Source organism: Bradyrhizobium sp. USDA 4502, assembly GCF_054063355.1.
Genome location: NZ_JBSSGF010000001.1, coordinates 2673262 through 2698137, shown reverse-complemented (window position 1 = coordinate 2698137; position 24876 = coordinate 2673262). Strand labels below are relative to the sequence as shown.

Genomic DNA, 24876 nt, shown 5'->3' with positions numbered 1-24876 from the left:
TAAGGAGAACTAGTCCGTCGTCAACGCGGTCTCCATGTCGGTTGGGTCGACCTGTTTGGCGAGATTGGCATTGAGCTTGTCGCGGTCGAGCTCGCCCTCCCACCAGGCGACGATCACGCAAGCCACGCCGTTGCCGCACAGATTGGTCAGCGCGCGGCACTCGCTCATGAACTTGTCGATGCCGAGCACGATCGCCATGCCCGGCACCAGCCGCGGATCGACCACCGCAAGCGTCGCCGCCAGCGTGATGAAGCCGGCACCGGTGATGCCGGAGGCACCCTTCGAGGTCAGCATCGCCACGATCAGGATGGTGATCTGCTGGCTGAAGGTGAGATCGAAGCCCAGCGCCTGTGCGATGAACAGGGTCGCCAACGTCATGTAGATGTTGGTGCCGTCGAGGTTGAACGAATAGCCCGTGGGCACCACGAGGCCGACCACCGATTTCGAGCAGCCGAGACGTTCGAGCTTCTCCATCAATGATGGCAGCGCGCTCTCGGAGGACGAGGTGCCGAGCACGATCAGGAGCTCGTCCTTGATGTAGGCCAGGAACTTGAAGATCGAGAACCCGGCGATCCGCGCGATGATGCCGAGCACCACGAACACGAACAACGCGGCGGTCAGATAGAACGTCGCGATCAGCCCCATCAGGTTGAGGATCGCGCCGGTGCCGAACTTGCCGATGGTGAAGGCCATCGCGCCGAATGCGCCGATCGGCGCCGCCCGCATCACGATCGAGATGACGCCGAACACCGCATGCGCGGCGTCGTCGATGAACGAGCGGATGGTGTGGCCGCGCTCGCCAAGGCCCATGATCGCGAAGCCGAACAGCACCGAGAACAGCAGCACCTGAAGGATCTCGCCCTGCGCGAATGCGCCGACCACTGTGTCCGGAATGATGTGCAGCACGAAGTCGACGCTCTTCTGCGCCTCCGCCTGCTTGGCATAGCCGGCGACCGCCTGCGCGTTCGCCGCCGCATTGCCGAAGCCGGCGCCAGGCCTGACCAGATTGCCGACGAGCAATCCGATCACCAGCGCGAAGGTCGAGACGACCTCGAAATACACCAGCGCCTTGACACCGATGCGGCCGACCTTCTTGGCATCTTGTATATGGGCGATGCCCGATACCACGGTGCAGAAGATGATCGGCGCGATCACCATCTTGATCAGCTTGATGAAGCCGTCACCGAGCGCCTTGATCCACTCGTTGGTGGCAAGGCCCGGCCACAACCAGCCGACCAATGCGCCGAGCACGATCGCGATCAGGACCTGGACATAGAGAACTTTATACCACGGCTTGCTGCCGGCGCTCGCCGGCGCAGCCGTGACAACGGTTGCCGTTGCCATGTGTCACTCCCCCTCAGAAATGGCGGAAACAGCCAAGATCAACTTGGCGGTTCAAGTCAAATGGAACTGTGTGGGCCCTGCCGCTTATCCGCGATGATCCGCCCGCCACAGTGCCGGCGAAACCACGGCACTGCGCTGCGAAACCGATCCGAAAGGCAAAGCGAACGCCGGAAGGCTCTTGATGGCTCTTGGAGTTTGAAGGCTCCTGGAGTTCGCGGGCTATTTAAGCCAATGCGCGATCCGTGCAACTGCTTCCTGCATCTCCGCGGCCGAGCGTGCATAGGAAAAACGGATGAAGGCGCCGCCGTGGATCGGATCGAAATCGACGCCGGGGGTCGCCGCGACATGCGCCTTCTCGAGCATCTCGCTGGCGAAGGCGAAGCTGTCCGAGGTGAAGTCGGAGACGTCGGCGTAGAGATAGAACGCGCCGTCAGCGGGGAGGAATTTGGTCAGGCCGGCCTTCGGCAGCCCTTCGATCAGGATGCGGCGGTTCTCCTGATAGCCGCGCTTGATCGCCTCCATCTCCTCGCGGCCTTCGAACGCCGCTTCGGCCGCGATCTGCGACAGGGTCGGCACCGAGATCGACAGGTTCTGCTGCAGCCGCTCGATCGGCCGCACCAGCACGTCGGGCACCACCATCCAGCCGACACGCCAGCCGGTCATGCAGAAGTACTTCGAGAACGAGTTGATCACGAGCGCGTTCGGCGACAGCTCTGCGGCCGTCACCGCAGGAAACGCATAGTCGAGCCCGTGATAGATCTCGTCGGAGATGAAGCGGATGCCCGCGCTGTCGGCGGCCGCCATCAGGGTCGACAGCGCCTCGCGCGACATCATGGTGCCGGTCGGGTTGGCGGGGCTGCCGACCAGCACGCCCTTCAGCGGCGCCTTGCGATGGGCGGCGAGCAGCGCCTCGCCGGTCAGGGCATGGCGGGTGTCGCCGGAGGTTTCGATCAGCACCGGCTCGCAGCCCAGCGCGGTCAGGATATGCCGGTACGGCGGATAGCCCGGCACGGTCACGGCGACCCGGTCGCCCGGCTCGAACATCGCAAGAAACGCCAGGATGAATCCACCCGACGAGCCGGTCGTGACGATGATGCGCTCAGCGTCTACCGCGCAACCATACGTGTCGCTGTAGTGCCGGGCGATGCGTGCGCGCAGCGAGGGAATGCCAAGTGCCGAGGTGTAGTCGATCCGCCCGTCCGCAAGCGCGGCCTGCGCGGCCGCGATCGCCGGCTTCGGCGCGCCTGCGGCAGGCTGCCCCACCTCCATATGGATGACATGGCCGCCGGCGGCCTCGATTCGCGCGGCCGCCGCCATCACGTCCATCACCATGAACGGCGGAACATCGCTCCGTCCGGACGCTGTCAACAGGCTGCCTACACGGTCTCTCGGTGTCGCTTCACGCATGGATTTCTGCTATTGCACGGCCGCTGCCGAATTCGGGTTCCCGTTACCGGCTGCCGCCCCAGACTGGCCGCATTCGGTGGCTCCTTATAACGCTTTCAGGCCAAGTGAATACCCGGTTCGCGTGAAGAAGAACTGCAAAAACAACAGACTGCGCCACGCGCCAAATCCGGTCGGGCCCGGCCCCCGGACTCGCGCCGGCGCGGCCAGTCATCGCCGATAGATCGCCCATGCTGTTCCGCCTCGCGCTTCGCACCAGGACCTTCAAGCTCACCGCGCTCATGACTGCGGTTGCGCTCGCGGTCGGCCCCGTGGTCCCTGCGCGAGCCCAGCAAAAAGGCCCGCCGGTGCTGCGCGACACCGAGTCCGAGCAGCTGCTGCGCGAATACACAAGGCCGATCCTGCGCGCCGCCGGTCTGGAGAAGCAGAACATCCAGATCGTGATCATCAACGACGGCTCGTTCAACGCCTTCGTCGCCGACGGCCGGCGCATCTTCGTCAATTACGGCGCGCTGCTGCAATCGGAGACGCCGAACCAGATCATCGGCGTGCTGGCGCACGAGACCGGCCACCTCGCCGGCGGCCATCTCGCCAAGATGCGCGAGCAGCTGGCGCAAGCCCAGACCCAGATGATCATCGCGATGCTGCTCGGCGTCGGCGCGCTTGCCGCGGGTGCGGGCGGCCGCGGCGGCGGCAACGGTCTCTCCAGCGCCGGCGCCGCGGCGATCTCGGCGCCGCAAGCGGTCATTCAGCGCACGCTATTGTCCTATCAGCGCCAGCAGGAAGAAAACGCCGATCGCGCCGGCGTCAAGTTCCTGAACGCGACCGGACAGTCCGCCAAGGGCATGTACGAGACGTTCAAGCGCTTCACCGACGAGAGCCTGTTCGCCTCGCGCGGGGCTGACCCTTATCTGCAGTCGCATCCGATGCCGGTCGATCGCGTCTCCGCGCTGCAGGAACTGGCGCGCTCCAGCCCCTATTGGGACAAGAAGGACGATCCGGCGCTGCAGCTGCGCCACGACATGATGCGCGCCAAGATCTCGGGCTTCATGGAGCGGCAGGACACGGTCTACCGCCGCTATCCGCTGTCCAACACCAGCCTGCCGGCGCGCTATGCACGCGCGATCACGACCTATCTGCACGGCGATCTGCGCTCGGCGATCGCGCAGATCGACGGCTTGATCCAGGTGCAGCCCAACAATCCCTATTTCCATGAATTGCGCGGCCAGGCGCTGCTCGAAGGCGGCCGGCCGGCAGAAGCCATCGCGCCGCTGCGCCGCGCAGTGCAGCTCTCCAGCAATTCGCCGTTGATCGAGATGCTGCTCGGCCAGGCGCTGGTCGCCTCGGACAACAAGGCCTACACCGACGAGGCGATCAACATGCTGCGTGCCGCGGTGGCGCGCGAGCCCGAGGCGCCGCTCGGCTATACCCAGCTCGCGATGGCCTATGGCCGCAAGGGCGACTATGCCCAGGCCGACCTCGCCTCGGCGCAGGCCGCCTATCTCCGCGGCGACACCAAGACCGCCCGCGATCTTGCGTCACGCGCCAAGACGCGGTTCGCGATCGGCACGCCCGGCTGGGTCAAAGCTGACGACATTGTGAGCGCCAAGCCCATGCCGGGTCAGAAAAACAACTAGAAATAAACCGTAGTTCCATACAACGATCACCGAAACCGGCTCACGGCCCCGCCGTTTTTTTGAGCCACCGCGAACAAGGATTTTGTCATGCCAGCGCTTCGTTTTCTTGCCCCTGCCCTGCTCGCGCTCGGCGTTTGCGCCGCGCCGCTTCCGGCGTCCGCGCAGAGCTTCACCGACACCCAGCGCGGCGACATCGAGACCATCGTGCGCAACTATCTGATCGCGCACCCGGAGGTGCTCGAGGAGGCGATGAACGAGCTGAGCAAGCGGCAGGCCGCCGCCGAAGCCGAGAAGCATGAGCAGAGCGTCGCCAAGAACGCCGACACCATCTTCAATTCGCCGCGCGGCGTCATGCTCGGCAACAAGGACGGCGACGTCACCTTCGTCGAGTTCTTCGATTACAATTGTGGCTACTGCAAGCGCGCGATGTCCGACATGCTCGATTTGATGAAGGCGGATCCGAAGCTGAAGGTCGTGCTGAAGGAATTCCCGGTGCTGAGCCAGGGCTCGGTCGAGGCCGCGCAGGTCGCGGTCGCCGTGCGCATGCAGGATCCGACCGGCAAGAAGTATCTCGATTTCCACCAGAAGCTGCTCGGCGGCCGTGGCGCCGCCGACAAGGCGCGTGCGCTGGCGGTCGCCAAGGAGGTCGGTCTCGACATGGCGAAACTCGAGAAGGATATGGCGAGCCCCGAGGTGAAGGCGACCATCGAGGAGAACTTCCGACTCGCCGAATCCATGGGCATGAACGGCACACCGAGCTACGTGATCGGCAAGCAGGTCGTGATCGGCGCCGTCGGCGTCGACAACCTCAAGGAAAAGATCGGCATCGCCCGCTGCGGCAAGGCGACCTGCTGATCGCCGCTCCGACAGCGCTCATCGCGTACAAAATCCGGCTGCGATGCAGCCGGATTTTTTGTTGCCGCCACCCGAACCGATTCCGCGCGGGTCGCAACCAAGGGCCGTCACCAACGACGCAAGTCGCGCGAAGCCGAAAATATAGCGCGACCTAATCTCGAGATCGAAGAGCATTTCGGCGGCTTCAATTTCGGCGGCGGCAACGGCCAGCTCGATCATGCGGGCGCGGAGTTCGACTGGGCCTGCGGTTGAAGCAGCCGCGCATTCATCTCGCGCGTTCATCGCGCATTCACCTCAAGAACAAACCGCAAGGAACCGCAAATCAACAGGAACATCGCACATGCTCTCCCGTTGTCGGCGCGGGCAATGCTGAAAAACGAGGAGGAATTGCGATGTCTAACCGCTTTCTGATTTCGGTCGCGGCGGCGGCTTTGATCGCCGGCACCGGTTTCGCGAACGCACAGGGCGCCGGCGGCGCCAACAAGGAAACCGGGGCCGGTGGTGGTGCGACCACGCAGCAGTCTGCACCGTCCGGTGGTGCGTCATCGGGCACCATGCAGCATGACAAGAGCGGCATGAAGGGTTCCGAGCATTCGACGACCGGTGAGTCGAGCACCAAGGGTGCGGAGTCCGACAAGTCCGGCACTGCCACCAAGGGCGCGCAGGACAGTACCCAAAAGTCGAAGGGCATGAGCTCGGAGAACGAAGCGACCAAGGGCTCCAAGGAGGGCTCGAAGGACATGAAGGCCGAAGGTCGCGACAAGAGCGGCAACATGAAAGCCGAGGAGCGTGACAAGAGCGGCAAGATGAACGCCGAGGGCCGCGACAAGAGCGGTGCCGGTGCCACGACCAACCAGAACGCTCAGACCAAGAGCCCGGCCGACCCCAACCGCGCGCAGACCAACGACACGAGCCGCACGCAGACCACGACCGGTAACGCGGCAACGTCGGCCACCGCGGCTCCGCCGGCCGAGAAGCGCAGCCAGATCACGACCGCGATCAAGTCGGAGCACGTGACCGAAGCCACCAACGTCAACTTTAACGTGTCGGTCGGCACCCGCGTTCCGGCTGACGTTCACTTCTACCCGGTGCCGGAGCGGGTCGTGACGATCTACCCGCAGTGGCGCGGCTATCAGTTCATCCTGGTCAAGGGCCGCTACGTGATCGTGCAGCCTGAGACCCATGAGATCGTCTACATCATCGAGGGCTAAACCGGCCTCGGTGCGAGGGCGCCCAAACGGGCCCTCGCCTTCATCTCGACCCCGCCCCTTCGGGGCGGGGTCTTGCTTTCGGCCGCACCCCGCATCGCGCAGTGGATGGCGGGCCGGAGCGCCCGCCGAAGGCGCTTCCGCAAGATTTGGTTAATCAGCATTTTCCGCAGGTTAGGACAGTCATCTAACAGGTCGGAGGAAGTTGTTGAAGACGTTCCGATTTCACCTAAAGACTTCCCCTTCGGCCGGTTGTTACCTATAACCCGGCCCACTCCACCCCTTGTCGGACCCCCTTCGGAACCTTTGGCCGGAACCCTTAGCAGGAAACTCTGGAATGGCTGCTGCCGGAACGATCTATGTGCTGAACGGCCCGAACCTCAATCTGCTGGGGACGCGCGAGCCGGAGACCTACGGCCATGCCACCCTCGCCGATGTCGAGAAGCTGTGCGCAGACACCGCGCGCCAGTTCGGGCTGAGCGCCGACTGCCGACAGTCCAACCGCGAGGGTGAACTGATCGACTTCGTCCATGAGGCCCACGCCAAGAAGGCGGTCGGCATCATCATCAACGCCGGTGGCTACTCTCATACCTCGATCGCGCTGCATGACGCGCTGATCGCGGTCAAGATCCCCGCGGTCGAAGTTCACGTCAGCAACATCCACGCCCGCGAAAGCTTCCGGCACCACTCGTTCACTGCTAAAGCCGCCTTCGCGTCACTTTGCGGCTTCGGCATCGACGGCTACCGGCTTGCGATCATCGGCCTCGCCACCAGGATCGGCGTCAAGATCGACGCCAAGCCAAAGACTTAATCGTCAATCCTGACGTTCCCCGTCACCAGACAAAGATTTTGGATCACAGAGCATGGCGCGCCAGCCAGACGACAAATCAACCGCAAAAAAGAACGACTCCAAGAGCGACGACAGCGCCCTCATTCGCGAACTCGCGCTGCTGCTTGCGGAAACCAATCTGACCGAGATCGAGATCGAGCGTGCCGGCCTGCGTGTCCGCGTCGCGCGCAACATCAGCATCGCGGCCTCGGTGCCCGCCGCCTCCGTGGCGGGCGTTGCCGCACCGGCCGCCATTGCCGTCCCGGTGGCTGCGGCTGCGACCGATCTCGCCAAGCACCCGGGCGCCGTGCCGTCGCCGATGGTCGGCACCGCCTATTGGGCGCCCGAGCCGGGCGCCAAGCCGTTCATTGAAATCGGCACCAAGGTCTCCGCCGGCCAGACGCTTCTGATCATCGAGGCCATGAAGACGATGAACCAGATCCCGTCGCCGCGCGCGGGCACCGTGACGCAGATTCTCGTCGAGGACGGCCAGCCGGTCGAATTCGGCGAGCCGCTCGTCATCATTGAATAGCTTCCGTCAACACCAGGCGCTGCGATGTTCGACAAGATCCTCATAGCCAATCGCGGCGAGATCGCGCTTCGCGTGCTGCGCGCCTGCAAGGAGCTCGGCATCTCGACCGTCGCGGTGCATTCCACCGCCGACGCCGACGCCATGCATGTGCGGCTCGCCGACGAGAGCGTGTGCATCGGCCCGCCGCCGTCGAAGGATTCCTATCTCAACGTGCCGGCGCTGCTCGCGGCGTGCGAGATCACCGGCGCCGACGCCGTGCATCCCGGCTACGGCTTCCTGTCCGAGAACGCGCGCTTCGCCGAGATCCTCGCCGACCACAATCTGGGCTTCATCGGACCGAAGGCCGAGCACATCCGCCTGATGGGCGACAAGATCGAAGCCAAGAAGACCGCCAAGCGCCTCGGCATTCCCGTGGTGCCCGGCTCGGACGGCGCGGTGACCTCGGAGGCCGACGCGCTCGCGATCGGCAGAGACATCGGATTCCCGGTGCTGGTCAAGGCGGCGGCCGGCGGCGGCGGCCGCGGCATGAAGGTCGCCCATACTGAGGCTGACCTCGCGCTCGCGCTCTCGACCGCGGCCAACGAGGCCAAGTCGGCATTCGGCGACGCCTCGGTCTACCTGGAAAAATATCTGCAGAAGCCGCGCCACATCGAGATCCAGATTCTCGGCGACGGCCGCGGCGGCGCAATCCATCTCGGCGAGCGCGACTGCTCGCTGCAGCGCCGTCACCAGAAGGTCTGGGAGGAAGGCCCGTCGCCCGTGCTCGCGGCGGCGGCGCGCGCCAGGATCGGCGAGACCTGCGCCAAGGCGATGCGGGACATGAAATATCTCGGCGTCGGCACCATCGAATTCCTCTACGAGGACGGCGAGTTCTATTTCATCGAAATGAACACGCGCATCCAGGTCGAGCATCCCGTCACCGAAAGCATCACCGATATCGATCTCGTGCTGGAGCAGATCCGGATCGCCGCCGGCGGCGACCTTCCGGCCAAACAGGACGACATCGCGATCATCGGCCACGCCATCGAGTGCCGCATCAATGCGGAGAACCCGCAGACCTTCCGTCCCTCGCCCGGACGGATCACGCAATTCCATCCGCCTGGCGGCCTCGGCGTGCGGATCGATTCCGCCGTCTATCAGGGCTATGTGATCCCGCCCTATTACGACTCGCTGGTCGGCAAGCTGATCGTGCACGGCAAGACCCGCGGCGAATGCCTGATGCGGCTGCGCCGGGCGCTGGACGAGATGGTGGTCGACGGGATCGAGACGACGCTGCCGCTGTTCCGCGCGCTGGTGCGCGAGCCCGACATCATCGAGGGCGACTACCACATTCACTGGCTGGAGCAGTACCTCGCCGGTCAGCCGTCCGACGCCGCAAAATAGTTCGGAACTCCGTGGAACCCAGCCCTTCCTCAGACGTACTATAGGGTTATTGGCTTTCCACGGGGACGCGTTGAATCCCACTCCCATAGCGAGATCGTCGTGACGGTCGTTTCACGACGCCGATCGACGTTACAGATCCTCCTGCTGTCGGCGGGATTTTTCGTGCTGGTCGCGGTCAGCGTGGCGTCCGTCCTGCTGGTCAACAAGGCGCGCGAGGACAACGCCTGGGTGATTCACACCGTCGAGACCGACAGCCAGATTGCCAACCTGCTGCTCGACGTCAGGCGCGCCGAAAGCGCGACCAGGGCATATCTGCTGACATCAGCACCACAATACCTGTCCGAGTACCAGTCCGCGGCAGCGGGAGTCCCGGCCGCGCTCAACCATCTCCAGATGATGACCGTGGATAATCCGGCGCAGGTCGCCAATGCCGCGAAGCTCAAGGCCGCCGTCGAGCAACGGCTGGCCGAGTTCGCGCTCAGCATCGAGCGCGTCAAGAACAACGACACGGCGACCAGCGTCGACGTCCTGCGCAAGACCACATCGACCGATGCGGTCGAGGCGATCGCCCGGATCGCCCGCGACATCCGCACCGAGGAGGATCGTCTGCTGGCATTGCGCACCGCGACGGCGGACAAGACCCAGGTGCTGGCCTCCTCCGTCACGATCGCCGGCTCCTGCATGGTGCTGGCGCTCGCCGCCCTCTCGGTGGTGCTGCTGCGGCGATCGTCGCGGGCACGCGACGAGGCCGAGGCCAGGTTGCGCGACAGCAACGTCAATCTCGAAACCATCGTCGACGAGCGCACCTCCGACCTGCGCGAGGCCAACGAGGAAATCCAGCGCTTCGCCTATATCGTCAGCCACGATCTGCGCTCGCCGCTGGTCAACATCATGGGCTTCACCAGCGAGCTCGAGGAACTGCGCGGCGACATCTTCAAGCGGATCGCCACGCTCAATCGCGCCGCCTCGCTAGCGCCGGCGATGCCGGAAGACGCGACCGATGTGGCCGAGCCAGAGCTCGAAGGCTCCGACAAGCAGCTATCCGACGACTTCAATGAATCGCTCGGCTTCATCAAATCGTCGATCGCCAAGATGGATCGCCTGATCAGTGCGATCCTCAATCTCACCCGCGAGGGCCGCCGCGAGTTCAAGCCCGAACGCATCGATCTGCGCGAGCTGATCGACGGCATCGTCAAGACGATGGCTCACCAGGCCGTCGAGGCCAACGCGACCGTCGAGGTCGGCGCGCTGCCAAATATCGTCAGCGACCGCCTCGCGCTGGAGCAGATCTTCTCCAATCTGATCGACAACGCCCTCAAGTACCTCAGGAACGGCGTTCCCGGCGAGATTTCGATCGAGGGCCGCACCAAGCTCGGCTTCGCGATCTTCGAGGTCACCGACAACGGCCGCGGCATCGATCCCAAGGACCACCAGCGCATCTTCGATTTGTTCCGCCGCGCCGGAACCCAGGACAAGCCCGGTCAGGGCATCGGGCTTGCCCATGTCCGCGCACTTGTGCGCAGACTGGGCGGCACCATGTCGGTAGCATCGGAACTTCACAACGGCAGCACCTTCACGATTACGCTGCCTATCAATTGGTCAGGCAAGAACCGGGACAAAGTGACATGAGTGATCCAGTCACCATCATCATGATCGAGGACGACGAGGGCCATGCCCGCCTGATTGAGCGGAATATCCGGCGCTCGGGTGTCAACAATGAGATCATCCCGTTCACCAACGGTACAGAGGCGGTCAACTACCTGTTCGGCAAGGATGGCAGCGCCGTCGAGCGCAAGGGCCAGGCCCTGCTGATCCTGCTCGATCTCAATCTGCCCGATATGACCGGCATCGATATTCTGAGGCGGGTCAAGGAGAACAAATATCTCAAGTCGACGCCGGTGGTCGTGCTGACCACGACCGACGACTCCCAGGAGATCAAGCGTTGCTACGAGCTGGGTTGCAACGTCTACATCACCAAGCCGGTGAACTACGAAAGCTTCGCCAACGCCATTCGTCAGCTTGGCCTGTTCTTTTCCGTGATTCAGGTGCCGCCGGCTTCCGTATGACCAGCGCAACGCCGACACTGCTCTACATCGACGACGACGCGGCGCTGGCGCGCCTCGTCGAACGCGGGCTAACGCGCGCGGGTTATAAGGTCGTGCACGCCGCAAGCGGCCAGGAAGGCCTCGATCGGCTCGCCCAGGGCGGCATCGACGTCGTCGCGCTCGATCAGTACATGCCCGGCCTCGACGGGCTGGAGACGCTGGAGCAGATCCTCAAGATACCGGACGCTCCGCCGGTGGTGTTCGTCACCGCGTCGCAGGATTCGGCGATCGCCGTCACCGCACTGAAGGCCGGCGCGGCGGACTATCTGGTCAAGGACGTCAGGGGCGAGTTCATCCCCCTGCTCCAGGTCGCGGTGAACGGCGCGATCCGGCAGGCCGCGCTCCAGAAGGCGCGCGACGAGGCCGAGGCCGAGGTGCACGCCTCGCGCGACCGCTATGCCGCGCTCGCCGCAGAGCGTGAGGTTCTGCTCCGCGAGGTCAACCATCGCGTCGGCAATTCGCTGCAGATCATCGCCTCGTTGCTGCATCTGCAGGCCAACTCCTCGACCCAGCAGGATGTGAAGGCGGCGCTCACCAACGCGATGGGGCGCGTCGCGGCCGTCGCACAGGTGCACCGCCGCCTCTACACCTCGCACGACTTCAAGACGGTGATGCTCAACCAGTATCTCGAGGCACTGCTCGAGGATCTCCGGCGATCGGCCGAAGGCAACAAGATGTCGCGGCTGACCTTGAAGGCCGACCCGATCGAGATTGATCCCGACCGCGCAGTCGCGATCGGCATCATCGTCAACGAGCTGGTGATGAACGCCGTGAAGTACGCCTATCCCGACGGCGCCGGCCCGATCCATGTCGAGCTGAAGCCGCAAGGCGACGATCTGCAGCTCGCGATCAGCGACGACGGGGTCGGCTTTTCCGATAAGGCCGATCCGCGCGGCACCGGCATGGGCCAGCGGATCGTCAGCGCGATGGCAGCCAAGCTCGATGCCAGCGTCGAGCGCGACCCCGGCCACAAGGGCACCCGCTTCGTGGTGCGGTTCGCCCGCGTCAGCCCGGCGCTCGACAAATCGACAAGCGCCGCCGCCAGCTAATGCCGCCAATTTCAGCAAATTCGATTGATTTGTCCGGTTCGTTTTAACGACTGCGTCATGCTGTTGATCGATCGCTGCCCGCCAGGCCTGACCGTTTAAGAAAGTTCTGGGCGTCCTTTGCGATGCTTGTGCCGACTGCTTGGCAGGAGCGGCACGCGATGTTCGGGCGCAGGCCAGTTTTTGGAAAGAAGCAAGAGACGACCCAAGAGACAAACTCGGGCGAGCTCAAGGAGACCGTGCGTCCGGCGTCGGGCGCCGAGGGCGCGACGCCGGCTTTTCACAAGCAGCAGTGGGATCACCCGCTGATCGGGTCGATGCTGCGCGATGCAGGCTTCGCGCCTGATGGCGAAGCCAGCATCGTACCGACGGCAGACAATCGCCTTGCCGTGTTCGCTGCGGCCAGCAAGCGATTGCAGGACCGTACCGAGACCTTCAACCGCGACATGACGGCGCGGCACGGCCACTGCCACGCGGTGCCGTTCCTGGTCATCGACCAGAAAATCTGGGATGGACCGCAAGGCGCGTTTCTCTACGCGCAGATGGGGCTGATCGGCTACGACGAGTGGAACGTGATCATGCTGGCAGAAGACCCGCAGACCACGGCGTCATGCGGTCTCGCAGGCCATCCCGGCTTCCTTCCATCCGTGACGCAAGTCATGACCGAGCATGTGATCGCGTGGAAGGCGCGGCACAACGCCCTGCTCGAGACGTTCGGGATCACCGCGACCGGCGGCCGGGATATCTCGCACGAACAATACGAGATGGAAAAGGACACCTTGCGCAACGAAATCATCGACAAGGCCGGCTGGATGAAGCTGCGCATCATCGACGAGCTCTTGCGCAAGGCCTAGAGGCATCAAGCCTTTGCGAAGCGCCTCACTCGTGCCTGCCGCGGTGCCGGCGTGCGCGGTGCGGACGGCAGTCCTGGCACGGCGCGCCAAACACAACCTGCGACGGATAGGGTCGCGCGGAATGCCACGGCGTCGAGCCGAACAGGCCGGCCGCACCGAACCCCGCGCTGAAGGGATCGGCCGCGAAATTGCCGGGGAAATAGCCGTTGCTGCGAAAATCCCGGTCGTCGTCCCTGCCGTCGAAATACGCGCCGCCGGTGCTGCCGTAGCGCAGCGGCCGCTGCTGGGCCGATGCCGCGGCTACGCTGAGCGCGATGGCGGCGCAGGCGATCAATCCTCTCATGGCGATCATGGCCAGAACCCTCATTGCGGAAGGGTGCCCCAGTCGCCCTTCCAGGCGATCAGGCGTCCCTTGCCGAATTGCAGATAGAGCCCGTCGCTGCGCCTCGACAGCACGCTGCCCCTGACATTGGGCAGCGCGACGAACAATTCATTGCCCGGCGTGCCGCGCACATAATTCAGGGGAACGCCGAGCGACCGGCTGGCCTGGTCGGCGCTCATGCCGAAGGCGAGCGGAACGCTGTTGGGTGGACGTTGCTGCGCGCGGGACGCGCCGGTCGATACGCCGAGCCCGATGACGAGGGCAACGAGGAGTGTCGCGAAACGCTGCATGGCTGACCTCATGGCACTGCCGCCGCCAGCGTACCGGCGGGCGTCCAGCCGCCGCCGAGCGCCTGGAACAGGCTGCTCGCCGCCAGCAGCTTGTTGAGCCGGACCGTAACCAGATTGTTTTCTGCCGTGAACAGCGTCTGCTGCGCCTGCAGCACCGTGATCAGGTTGACCGTGCCGCCGCGCAGCTGCGTCTCGGCGACCTCGAACGCCTTGCGCGAGGCGGCGACGACGTCGGACTGCAGGCGCTCCTGCAATGTGTACTTCTGCAACGCGATCAGCGCCTTCTCGACATCGGCGAAGGCCGACAGCACCGCCTTGCGATAGGCCTGCAGGTTTTGCAGCTGCTGCCCCTTGGCGAGCTTGAGCTGGCTCTCCAGCAGGAAGCCGTCGAACAGCGGCTGGGTTAGCCCGGCGGCGAGCGTGTAGTACCAGGCGCCGGGCGCGAACAGCGCGGCGAGCGCCGCGCTCTGGAAGCCGGTAGTGCCGGTCAGCTGGATCTGCGGAAAGAATGCCGCGCGCGCCGCGTCGACGCTGAAATTGGACGACGCCAGCTGCGCCTCGGCCTCGCGGACGTCAGGCCGCTGGTAGAGCAATTCCGACGGCAGTCCCGGCGTGACGCGCGGCACCGCGATCTGCGTGGTGGACCCGCCGCGCACCTTGAAATCGGCCGGCGCGCGCGCCACGAGCACGGCGAGCGCCGCGGTGTTCTGCCCGACCGTTACCTCGAGCGGCGGGATCGCCGCGCGCTGCGTGGCGACCAGCGCCTCCTGCTGCGACAGATCCAGCTGCGAAGCGGTGCCGCCCGCAAATTGCGACTTGATCAGCGCAAGGATGCGCTCGGCCGCCGCGAGGTTGCGGCGGGTGACCTTGATCTGGTCCTGCGCCGCCAGCAGCTGGAAATAGGTATTGGCGACCGTCGCCATCGTGGTCAGCGCGACCACCTCGCGATTGTAGCGCGCGACGGTCGCGCTCTCCTCCGAGGCCGACAGCGTCGCGCGGTTCTTGCCCCAGAAATCGACGATGTAGCTTGCGCTCAGCCCCAGGCTGTACTGCGAGAAAGTGCCGCTGGTGCCGAACGACGAACTGGATCCCGTTGCCACACGCTGACGCTCGGCGTTCGCCGATCCGGAGATGGACGGCAGCAGCGCGGCGCCGGACACGCCGACCTGGGCGTCGGCCTGCACGATCTGGGCGATCGCCACCGCGATGTCGAGATTGTAGAGCTGCGCGGACTCCATCAGCCCGGTCAGTTCGGGCGAGCGGAAGCCGCGCCACCAGGCAAGCGCCGGAACAGCCGCGTCGGCATCGCCTTTGGCCGCAGTCTTGTAGCTCGCCGGCACTTCGAGGCTGAGCTCCGGCTTCTCCGCCCCGGGAATACAGCCGGACAGACCGAGGCTGAGGCCGCCGAACGCCGCCACGCGCAGAAACCGGATCGGCTTGCGCATCAACTGAAGATTTCGCAACGCTGTACCTGTCGGCATTTACTCGCCCGGTTGAAGTGAGGAGCCCGGCGTCCGCATCGCGCCGCCACGGCGCGCGCGCTGGGCCCACAGGCGGAACCGGTCGAGATAGAGGTAGATAACCGGCGTCGTGTAGAGCGTGAGGACCTGGCTCAGGATCAGGCCACCGACGATGGCGATGCCGAGCGGCTGCCGCAGCTCGCCGCCGTCGCCCATGCCGATCGCCAGCGGCACCGCCCCGAGCAGCGCGGCCATCGTCGTCATCATGATGGGGCGGAAGCGCAGCAGGCAGGCCTCCCGGATCGCCTCGAGCGGCTCCAGCCCGCGCCTGCGTTCCGCCTCCAGCGCAAAGGTCGATCATCATGATGGCGTTCTTCTTCACAATGCCGATCAGCAGGATGACGCCGATCAGCGCCATGATACTGAACTCGGTCTTGAATGCCATCAGCGCCAGCAAGGCGCCCACACCCGCCGAGGGCAATGTGGACAAGATGGTCAGCGGATGGATGTAGCTCTCGTAGAGCACGCCCAGCACGATGTAGATCGCCACCAGCGCGGCCAGGATCAGGAACGGCTGGTTGCTCAGCGAGTCCTGGAACGCCTTGGCGGTACCCTGGAAGGTGCCGCGGATCGTGGCCGGGACCCCAATCCGGTTCATGGTCGCCTCGATGCTGCCGACCGCCGTGCTCAGCGACACGTTCGGCGGCAGGTTGAACGAGATGGTGTTGGCGACCAACAGACCCTGGTGATTGACCGCAAGCGGCGTCGCGCCCTGCTTGAATGCTGCAACTTCCGACAGCGGGATCATGGTCTCGCTGCTGGTGGAGACGGCCGATCCGGTCGAGGCAACGCCCTTCCCGGTCGAACCGATCGAGTTGGTGGCCTGGTTGCGCGCGGCCTGGGCGTTGGCTGCACTGGCCGCGCTGGAGTTGCCTGGGGCGACGACCGTGCCTGCCACCGCGTTGGTCGATTGCGAGCCGCCGACCGATCCGCCGGACGTGCTGATATAGACGTCCTTCAGCGTCTCCGGGTTCTGCCAGTAGCGCGGCGCGACCTCCATGATGACGTGATACTGGTTGCGCGCGACATAGATCGTCGACACCTGCCGCTGGCCGAAGGCGTCGTAGAGGGTGTTGTCGATCTGGCTCACCGTGATGCCGAGCCGGGCCGCGGCGTCGCGGTCGATCACGAGATCGGATTCCAGGCCCTTGTTCTGCTGGTCGCTGTTGACGTCGGCGAGATCAGGATCGCGCTGCAGGGCCGCCGCGATCTTCGGCGTCCATTCATTGAGCTCCTCCAGCGTCGATCCCTGCAGCGTGTACTGATACTGCGCGTTCGAGGCCCTGCCCCCGACCCGGATGTCCTGCACCGCCTGCAGGAACAGGCTCGCGCCCGGCACCACCGACATCTCGCGGCGCAGCCGCGCGATCACGCCGTCGGCGCCGATCTTGCGCTCATCAAGCGGACGAAGCGAGACGAACACGAAGCCGGAATTGGTCTGCCCGCCGCCGGTGAAGCCGACCGCCGTCTCAACCGCCGGATCGCGCTTGATGATGCCGACGAACCGCGCGAGCTTCTGCTGCATCAGCTGGAACGACACGCTCTGGTCAGCCTGGATCGAGCCGACCAGCCGGCCGGTGTCCTGCTGCGGGAAGAAGCCCTTCGGGATCACGTCGTAGAGATAGAAGTTGAGGCCGAACACCGCCGCCAGGATCAGCATCACCGACAGCGGATGCACCAACGCCGCGGTCAGCGTTCTGCGGTAGAAATTTAGCATCGCCTCGAAGAAGCGCTCGCTCGCCCAATAGAGCCGGCCATGGCCGCCGGTGTCCGGCTTGAGCAGCACGGCGCACATCATCGGCGTGGTCGCCAGCGAGACCGCGAGCGAGATCAGGATCGAGATCGAGATCACCATCGCGAACTCGCGGAACAACCGCCCGACGATGCCGGCCATCAGCAGGATCGGGATGAACACCGCGATCAGCGAGATGCTCATCGACAGCACGGTGAAGCCGACCTCGTTGGCGCCCTTCAGCGCCGCCTCGAGCGGGCTCAGACCGTCCTCGATGTAACGGGTGACGTTCTCCAGTACCACGATGGCGTCGTCGACCACGAATCCGGTCGCGACCGTCAGCGCCATCAGGGAGAGATTGTCGAGGCTGTATCCGAACAGGTACATCGCCCCGAAGGTCGCAACCAGCGACACCGAGACCGCCACCACCGGAATGAAGGTGGCCCGCGCATTGCGCAGGAACGCGAACACCACGATGATGACCAGCAGCACCGCCAGAACGAGGGTTCGTTCGACGTCCCGGAGCGAGGTGCGGATGGTGGTCGAACGGTCGACCGCAAAGCCTATATCGATCGCCGGCGAGACTGACGCCTGCAGCTGCGGCATCACCCCCTTCACGAGGTCGACGGTACTGATGATGTTGGCGTTCGGCTGCCGGTAGAGGATGATCAGCACCGCCGGCTTGCCGTTGGCGAGCCCGGCATTGCGCAAATTCTCGACGCCGTCGGCTACCTCGCCGACGTCGGAGAGATGAACCGGTGCGCCATTACGGTAGGCCACGATCAGCGATTTGTAGTCGTCGGCCTTGTTGGCCTGGTCGTTGGCGTAGACCTGGTAGCGCTGGTCGCCGACGTCGATGCCCCCCTTGGGGCTGTGGGCGTTGGCGCTCGACAGCGCCGCGCGGACGTCTTCCAGCCCGATGCCGTATTTGTAGAGTGCCTGCGGGATCAGATCGACGCGCACGGCCGGCAGCGAGCTGCCGCCGACCACCACCTCGCCGATGCCCTCGACCTGCGACAGCTTCTGCGCCAGCACCGTGGAGGCGGCGTCGTAGAGATCGCCGCGCGTCAGCGTATCCGACGTCAGCGTCAGGATCAGGATCGGCGCGTCGGCCGGGTTGACCTTGCGGTAGGTCGGATTGCTGCGCAGGCTGGTCGGCAGGTCGGCCCGCGCCGCATTGATCGCGGCCTGCACGTCGCGCGCCGCGCCGTTGATGTCGCGGTTCAGCCCGAACTGCAGCGTGATGCGGGTCGCGCCCACCGAGCTCGACGACGTCATCTCGGTGACGTCGGCGATCTGGCCGAGATGTCGCTCGAGCGGACTTGCGACCGTGGTCGCGACATCCTGCGGGCTGGCGCCGGGCAGCGTCGCCTGCACCGAGATGGTCGGGAAATCCACCTGCGGCAGCGGCGACACCGGCAGCTTGAAGAACGCGACAATGCCGGCCGCCGCAAGCCCGAACGTCAACAGCGTCGTTGCCACCGGCCTACGGATGAAGGGCGTTGACGGATCCATGGCTCAACGCGACCCGCTCGCCTCGCCGATCTCGTCCGCCCGCCCGGCAAATCGCAGCGCGAGGCGATCGAACCAGAGGTAGATCACCGGTGTCGTGAACAGGGTCAGCAGCTGGCTCACCAGGAGGCCGCCGACGATCGAAATGCCGAGCGGATTCCGCAGCTCGGACCCCGCGCCGCTGCCGAGCATCAGCGGCAGCGCGCCGAGCACAGCTGCCATCGTCGTCATGATGATCGGCCGGAACCGCAGCAGGCAGGCCTGATAGATCGCCTCCCGCGGCGGCTTGCCCTCGTTGCGCTCGGCATCGAGCGCGAAGTCGATCATCATGATCGCGTTCTTCTTCACGATGCCGATCAGGAGGATGATGCCGATGATCGCGATGATCGTGAGATCCTGTCCGGCCATCATCAGCGCCAGCAGCGCGCCGATCCCGGCCGAGGGCAGCGTCGAGAGGATGGTTAAAGGATGGATGAAGCTCTCATAGAGCACGCCGAGCACGATATAGACCGTGATGATCGCGGCGAGGATCAGGAACAGCTGGTTGGACAGCGAGGACTGGAACGCCAGCGCCGCGCCCTGGAAGCTCGTGATCATGCCGAGCGGCTGGTTGATGTCGGCCTGCGCCTGCTTGATCGCCGTCACCGCCCCGCCGAGCGAGGCGCCGGGCGCCAGGTTGAACGAGACGGTCGCCGACGGGAACTGGCCGAGATGCGAGATCTGCAGCGGCGCGGTCTCCACCCGCATCTTGGCCATCACCGACAGCGGCACCGGCGTCGAGCCCACCGATGACGGCAGGTAGATCGACGACAGAGAGTCCAGCGAAGTCTGCAGCGACGGATCGGCCTCGAGGATCACGCGGTACTGGTTCGAATTGGTGAAGACGGTCGAGACGATGCGCTGGCCGTAGGAATCGTACAGTGCGTTGTCGATCGTCGCCGGCGTGATGCCGAACCGCGCCGCCTGGTCGCGGTCGATGTCGACGAACACCGAAAGCCCCTGCGCCGAAATATCGCTCGTGACATCGCTGAGCTGGGGCAATTCCCGGAGCTTGTCGACCAGCTTCGGCGTCCATTCCGCAAGCTCGTTCGGATCGGCATCCTGCAGGATGAACTGGTACTGCGTCCGGCTCACCGTGCCTTCGATGGTGAGGTCCTGGACCGGCTGCATGTAGAGCGTGATGCCGGTCAGCGCCGCCGTGCTCGCCTTGATCCGGTCCATGATCGTCGAGACATTGGCCTTGCGCTGCTCATGCGGCTTCAGATTGATCAGGATGCGGCCGCTGTTCAGCGTGGTGTTGGTGCCGTCGACGCCGATGAACGACGACAGGCTCTGCACGTCCGGATCCTTCAGGATCGCGCTGGCGAGCCGCTGCTGCCGCTCGGCCATCGCCGCATAGGACACCGATTGCGGCGCCTCGGAGATCGCCTGGATCACGCCGGTGTCCTGCACCGGAAAGAAGCCCTTGGGGATAACGACGTAGAGCAGCGCCGTCAGACCAAAGGTGGCGAGCGCGATCAGCAGCACGAAGGTCTGGCGATCCAGCACCCAATTGAGCATCCGGGCGTAGATCGCAATGACGGCCTCGAAGCCTTCGCGGCTGAGCCGCTGGAAGGTGTTTTCCCGCGCCATGGCCTCCGGCTTCAGTAGCTTGGCGCAGGCCATCGGCACCAGGGTCAGCGACACCACGGCCGAGATCAGGATCGTGACCGACAGCGTGATGGCGAATTCGCGGAACAGGCGGCCGACGACGTCGCCCATGAACAGCAGCGGGATCAGGACCGCGATCAGCGATACCGTCAGCGAGATGATGGTGAAGCCGATCTGCTCCGACCCTCGCAGCGCCGCCTCGAGCGGCGACTCGCCCTCCTCGATGTAGCGCGAGATGTTCTCGATCACGACGATGGCGTCGTCGACCACGAAGCCGGTCGCGATCGTCAGCGCCATCAGCGACAGATTGTTCAGGCTGAAGCCGAACAGATACATCGCGCCCAGCGTGCCGACCAGCGATAGCGGCACCGACAGGCTCGGGATCAGCGTGGCGCGGGTCGAGCGCAGGAACACGAAGATCACAAGCACGACCAGGATCACGGCGAGCGACAGCTCATATTCGACGTCGCGCACCGAGGCCCGGATCGTGACGGTGCGGTCGGTCAGGATATTGAGGTCGATCGCGGCCGGCAGCGTGGCCTGCAGCTGCGGCAGCAGGTCCTTGATGCCCTGCACCACCGAGATGACGTTGGCGCCGGGTTGGCGCTGGATGTTGAGGATGATCGCCGGCGTCTCGTTCATCCAGGCGCCGAGCTTGTCGTTCTGCGCGCCGTCGACGACGTTGCCGACATCGCTGAGGCGGACCGGCGAGCCGTTCTTGTAGGCGATGATCAGCGAGCGGTAGTCGCTGGCATTGCGGATCTGGTCGTTGGCATTGATGGTGTAGGCGCGCATCGCGCCGTCGAAGTTGCCCTTCGGCGTGTTGACGTTGGCGTTGCCGAGCGTGGTGCGGAGATCGTCGATGTTGAGGCCATAGGCCGCGAGCTTGCGGATATCAGCCTGGATGCGCACCGCGGGCCGCTGGCCGCCGCTGATGCTGACGAGGCCGACGCCCGGCAGCTGCGAGATCTTCTGCGCCAGCCGCGTGTCGACGAAATCCTGTACCTGGGTCAGCGGCATGGTCTTCGAGGTCAGGCCGAGGGTCAGGATCGGCGCATCGGCCGGATTGACCTTGGCGTAGATCGGCGGCGCCGGCAGGTCCGACGGCAACAGATTGCCCGCGGCATTGATCGCGGCCTGCACCTCCTGCTCGGCGACGTCGAGCGAGATCGACAGGCCGAATTGCAGCGTGATCACGGACGAGCCCGCCGAGCTCACCGAGCTCATCTGGGTCAGGTTCGGCATCTGGCCGAACTGCACCTCGAGCGGCGCCGTCACCGACGAGGTCATCACGTCGGGGCTCGCGCCCGGATAGAAGGTCTGCACCTGGATGGTCGGATAGTCGACCTCCGGCAGCGCCGCGACCGGGAGAAATCTGAACGCCAGCATGCCCGACAGCATGATGGCGATCATCATCAGGGTCGTCGCTACCGGCCGCAGGATGAATGGCCGCGACGGGTTCATTTCTTCTGCCCGTCCTCGGACCGCTTGTGGTGGCCGCCTCCGGGATCAGCGCCGTCCTTACTATCTCCCTTGCTATCTCCCTTCGCCGCCCCCTTGGCCGCAGCGGCAGGGTTCGCGGCATCGGCAGCGGAGCGCACGACCACCTTCGCGCCCTCGCGCAGCTTGTCGGCGCCGTCGATCACGATGCGATCGCCGGCCGCGAGCCCGGACAGCACCTCGACCCGGTCGCCGTCGGTGACGCCGAGCTTGACCGGCCGCACCGAGACCGTGCTATCGGCGTTGACGAGATAGACGAAGGTGCCGGGGACACCGCGCTGGATGCCGGCGGTCGACATCGTCGTCGCATCCTTGTGGGTATCGAGCAGCAGGCGGACGTTGACGAACTGGTTCGGAAACAGCGTGCGCTTGTCGTTCTCGAACTGCGCCCGCAGCTTGATGGTGCCGGTGGTCGCATCGATCTGGCTGTCGAAGGTCTGCAACGATCCCTCGGCGAGCTTGTTGGCGCCGCTGCGGTCATAAGCCGCCGTCGGCAGCACCGCGCCCTCCCTCAACCGCTTCGAGACCGCCTGCAGATTGTCCTCCGGCAGCGTGAACAGCACGCTGATCGGCTCGAGCTGCGTGATCACGACGAGGCCGTTGGTATCGCCGGGCGTCACATAGTTGCCGAGATCGACCTGGCGCAGTCCGACGCGCCCGTTGATCGGCGACACGATGTGACAATATTGCAAATTCACCTCGGCCGACTTCACCGAGGCGCGATCGGCCTCCACCGTGCCCTGGTACTGCGCGACCAGCGCGACCTGGGTGTCGAGCGTCTGATGCGGCACGGCGTTCTGCGCGGCGAGGTTCTGGTAGCGGGTGAGATCGACCTGGGCGCCCTTCAGCTGCGCCTCGTCGCGGGCGAGCTGGCCCTTGGCCTGCGCCAGCGTCGCCTCGTAGGGGCGCGAATCGATCTCGGCGATCAGGTCGCCCTTCTTGACCTCATCGCCCTCCTTGAAATCGATCTTCATCAGATAGCCGCTGATCTGGCTCCTGATCGTCACGGTCGCGAGCGACGTCACGGTGCCGAGCGCATTCAGGCTGACGCCGATATCGCCCTTGCCGATCGTCTCCGGTACGATCGACATCGGCCCGGCGTTGCGCCCGCCACCGGCCTGCGGCGGCGCGGCCTGCTGCCGCGTCCACCAGACGATGCCGGCCAGCACCGCCAGCACGAGACATCCCGTCAGAAACCCCCGCCAACGCGATCCTCGCCTGGTTCGCTCGGGCGCCACAATCGACGGGTCTTTGATCTGCTGGTCCATAACCTGCCCACGAAGAAACACGAATGAGCTCGCGCGGCTCTATGTGTCCCCTGAACTCCGCGCGCGCCACATCCGACGAAGCATTTTGAAGGCTTCTGCCGGACAAAGCGCGTTAAGAATTGTAAAGGATAGCGGCTCTTCCCGGTCGGCCGCTGTTTCTCGCTGGATTGTGGCTATTTTACCCGATCATTTGTAACCAAGGCAACACGATCAGCAACAATCCGGCAAAGTAGATCAGGCCGAAGATCAGCCCGAATTTCCAGAAGTCGCCTTTGCCGATATAGCCGCTGCCGTAATACATCGGCGCCGGTCCCGTGGCATAGGGCGAGATCACGCCCATCAGGCCCAGCGAATACACGCAGAGCAGCATCAGGGTCTGCACCGACAGGCCGGGAATGCTGGAGCCGACGGCGAGCACCACCGGCAGCACCGCGGCGGTATGCGAGGTGATGCTCGAGAAGAAATAGTGGATCCAGAAGAAGAAGGTGACGAGCAGGATCATCCCGACCATCGGCGACGTGCCGGAAAGCGGCTTGGCATAACCCTCGGCCACCCATTTGATGAAGCCGATCTCGTTGAGGCCGGACGACAGCGTGAGCAGCGAGGTGAAATAGAAAAATACCTCCCACGCACTCTTCTCCGCGACGATGTCCTCGAACGCGATCACGCCGGTCAGCAGCATCAGCGAGATCACGACGAACACGACCGTGGTCGCGTTGATGAAATTCGAGCCGAGCAGCGGCACGCTGATGTTGGGGTTGGAGCCGCAGATCCACAGGAACATCGCGAGCACCACCAGCACCGCCATGATCCATTCGTGCCGCGACGGCGGCCCCATCTTGGCGAGCTCGCCCTCGCTCCAGGTCACGATCTCGGGGCTCTCCTTGATCTCGGGCCGGCAGACCAGATAGCTGAGCAGCGGCACCAGCAGCAGCAAGAGGATCCCGAGCGGCGCGAAGCCGATGAACCATTGCGACCAGCCGACCTCGATGTTGACGAGCTTCTTGGCGATCGAGAGCGCGGCGGCGTTCGGCGCCAGCGCGGTCAGGAACAGCGAGCTGGTGACGGCCGTGGTCGCGAACGCGGTCCACATCACGAAGGTGCCGATCTTGCCCGCGGTCGGGCCGGGCTCGGAGCCGTAGATGCGCGGGATGTTGCTGACGATCGGATAGATGGTGCCGCCGGAGCGCGCGGTGTTTGAGGGCGTCGCCGGCGCCAGCACGAGATCGGAGAACGCCACCGCATAGCCGAGCCCGATGGTGCGGCGGCCGAGGCCGCGCACCAAGAGCAGCGCCAGCCGGCGGCCGAGCCCGCTCTTGCGATAGCCGATCGAGAACACGAAGGCGCCGACGATCAGCCACACCGTGCTCTCGGAAAAGCCGCCGAGCATCCAGCGCAGCGATTTGTTCGGGTCGTGCTCGACATAGCCGCCGATGCCGGCGACCGTCAGGCCGATCAGACCGACCGCGCCGACCGGCATCGATTCAAGGATCAGCCCGGTGATCACGGCGGCGAACACCGCGAAATAGTGCCACTGATTGGCGTTCAGCCCCGAAGGCACCGGGACCAGATAGATCACAAGCCAAACCAGCAACGGCGCAAACGTCCGCCATGACCATTTCATGCAGCGTCCCCCTCACCTGTGTCGATTGTCGGGCGCGCAAGCCGCCGTGTCCCGGCAGCGCCGCCATCTTTTTGTTGCAATCTAGCACGACCGCGCAGTCCGTCTCGGGAAACTGCTGCGGAACGGCGCGGCTTGTGGAGGAACCAGCGCGTTTCGTCAACACGTAGCGTCCCGGTGGCAGCCCCCATCGCAAGACCGCCC

Annotated in this window: 19 protein-coding genes and 1 pseudogene; 10 read left to right on the top strand and 10 right to left on the bottom strand. The window is 64.9% G+C overall.

The genetic code is table 11. The features are described from left to right. Positions 1-9: 9 nt before the first annotated feature. Both ACVW1B_RS12260 and ACVW1B_RS12255 read right to left on the bottom strand, forming a co-directional pair. Positions 10-1344, bottom strand: a complete 1335-nt coding sequence (locus ACVW1B_RS12260) for a dicarboxylate/amino acid:cation symporter (protein ID WP_057020000.1) — start codon at positions 1342-1344, stop codon at positions 10-12. A 219-nt stretch (positions 1345-1563) separates the two neighbouring features. Beyond that, positions 1564-2751 (bottom strand): pyridoxal phosphate-dependent aminotransferase, encoded by a 1188-nt coding sequence (locus ACVW1B_RS12255; protein ID WP_253608817.1) that lies wholly within the window; start codon positions 2749-2751, stop codon positions 1564-1566. 227 nt (positions 2752-2978) lie between these two features. Between ACVW1B_RS12255 and ACVW1B_RS12250 the strand changes: the two genes are divergently transcribed. After that, positions 2979-4385: a M48 family metalloprotease gene (locus tag ACVW1B_RS12250; RefSeq protein WP_057019998.1), complete on the top strand. Its 1407-nt coding sequence runs from the start codon at positions 2979-2981 to the stop codon at positions 4383-4385. An 87-nt stretch (positions 4386-4472) separates the two neighbouring features. Continuing rightward, positions 4473-5240: a DsbA family protein gene (locus tag ACVW1B_RS12245; protein ID WP_016840097.1), complete on the top strand. Its 768-nt coding sequence runs from the start codon at positions 4473-4475 to the stop codon at positions 5238-5240. A gap of 18 nt (positions 5241-5258) precedes the next feature. Here the strand turns inward: ACVW1B_RS12245 and ACVW1B_RS12240 are convergent, their stop codons facing one another. After that, entirely contained in the window at positions 5259-5522 is a 264-nt protein-coding gene (locus ACVW1B_RS12240) for a hypothetical protein (protein ID WP_253641399.1), read from the bottom strand. A 110-nt stretch (positions 5523-5632) separates the two neighbouring features. Here ACVW1B_RS12240 and ACVW1B_RS12235 point away from each other — a divergent pair, with 110 nt between their 5' ends. The 8 genes from ACVW1B_RS12235 (at position 5633) to ACVW1B_RS12200 (ending at position 13197) form a co-directional block, all read left to right on the top strand. Beyond that, positions 5633-6451, top strand: a complete 819-nt coding sequence (locus ACVW1B_RS12235; RefSeq protein ID WP_057019995.1) for a DUF1236 domain-containing protein — start codon at positions 5633-5635, stop codon at positions 6449-6451. Positions 6452-6785: 334 nt separating this feature from the next. Next, positions 6786-7259 carry a type II 3-dehydroquinate dehydratase gene (aroQ, locus tag ACVW1B_RS12230; RefSeq protein ID WP_253608820.1) on the top strand — a complete coding sequence of 158 codons (474 nt, stop codon included), beginning with the start codon at positions 6786-6788 and terminating at the stop codon, positions 7257-7259. 52 nt (positions 7260-7311) lie between these two features. Next, positions 7312-7809 carry an acetyl-CoA carboxylase biotin carboxyl carrier protein gene (gene accB / locus ACVW1B_RS12225; RefSeq protein ID WP_253608821.1) on the top strand — a complete coding sequence of 166 codons (498 nt, stop codon included), beginning with the start codon at positions 7312-7314 and terminating at the stop codon, positions 7807-7809. Between the two features lie 24 nt (positions 7810-7833). Then, positions 7834-9192: an acetyl-CoA carboxylase biotin carboxylase subunit gene (gene accC / locus ACVW1B_RS12220; protein WP_028344933.1), complete on the top strand. Its 1359-nt coding sequence runs from the start codon at positions 7834-7836 to the stop codon at positions 9190-9192. A 99-nt stretch (positions 9193-9291) separates the two neighbouring features. After that, positions 9292-10821: a sensor histidine kinase gene (locus ACVW1B_RS12215; protein ID WP_253608822.1), complete on the top strand. Its 1530-nt coding sequence runs from the start codon at positions 9292-9294 to the stop codon at positions 10819-10821. After that, positions 10818-11258 carry a response regulator gene (locus ACVW1B_RS12210; RefSeq protein ID WP_092084305.1) on the top strand — a complete coding sequence of 147 codons (441 nt, stop codon included), beginning with the start codon at positions 10818-10820 and terminating at the stop codon, positions 11256-11258. The genes ACVW1B_RS12215 and ACVW1B_RS12210 overlap by 4 nt, the downstream gene beginning before the upstream one ends. Beyond that, positions 11255-12346, top strand: coding sequence for a sensor histidine kinase (locus tag ACVW1B_RS12205; protein WP_253608823.1), 1092 nt, complete (start codon positions 11255-11257; stop codon positions 12344-12346). The genes ACVW1B_RS12210 and ACVW1B_RS12205 overlap by 4 nt, the downstream gene beginning before the upstream one ends. A 236-nt stretch (positions 12347-12582) precedes the next feature. Next, positions 12583-13197: a hypothetical protein gene (locus tag ACVW1B_RS12200; protein WP_253608824.1), complete on the top strand. Its 615-nt coding sequence runs from the start codon at positions 12583-12585 to the stop codon at positions 13195-13197. Positions 13198-13222: 25 nt separating this feature from the next. Here the strand turns inward: ACVW1B_RS12200 and ACVW1B_RS12195 are convergent, their stop codons facing one another. The 7 genes and pseudogenes from ACVW1B_RS12195 to ACVW1B_RS12165 form a co-directional block, all read right to left on the bottom strand. Beyond that, on the bottom strand, positions 13223-13549 hold the full coding sequence (locus ACVW1B_RS12195) for a BA14K family protein (RefSeq protein ID WP_253608825.1): 327 nt from the start codon (positions 13547-13549) through the stop codon (positions 13223-13225). An 11-nt stretch (positions 13550-13560) separates the two neighbouring features. Next, the gene (locus ACVW1B_RS12190; RefSeq protein ID WP_253608826.1) at positions 13561-13869 is read right to left on the bottom strand and encodes a hypothetical protein; all 309 of its coding nucleotides are present in this window, start codon (positions 13867-13869) and stop codon (positions 13561-13563) included. 8 nt (positions 13870-13877) lie between these two features. Continuing rightward, positions 13878-15314 (bottom strand): efflux transporter outer membrane subunit, encoded by a 1437-nt coding sequence (locus ACVW1B_RS12185; RefSeq protein WP_456823025.1) that lies wholly within the window; start codon positions 15312-15314, stop codon positions 13878-13880. A gap of 36 nt (positions 15315-15350) precedes the next feature. Next, positions 15351-18636: pseudogene (locus ACVW1B_RS12180) on the bottom strand (efflux RND transporter permease subunit). Between the two features lie 3 nt (positions 18637-18639). After that, a complete protein-coding gene (locus ACVW1B_RS12175) occupies positions 18640-21747 on the bottom strand; it encodes an MdtB/MuxB family multidrug efflux RND transporter permease subunit (RefSeq protein WP_253608829.1) in 3108 nt (1035 codons plus the stop codon). Next, positions 21744-23051, bottom strand: a complete 1308-nt coding sequence (locus ACVW1B_RS12170) for an MdtA/MuxA family multidrug efflux RND transporter periplasmic adaptor subunit (RefSeq protein WP_256558727.1) — start codon at positions 23049-23051, stop codon at positions 21744-21746. Before ACVW1B_RS12170 ends, ACVW1B_RS12175 begins: the two co-directional genes overlap by 4 nt. 178 nt (positions 23052-23229) lie before the next feature. Next, on the bottom strand, positions 23230-24675 hold the full coding sequence (locus ACVW1B_RS12165; protein WP_225162515.1) for a DASS family sodium-coupled anion symporter: 1446 nt from the start codon (positions 24673-24675) through the stop codon (positions 23230-23232). Between the last annotated feature and the right edge of the window lie 201 nt (positions 24676-24876).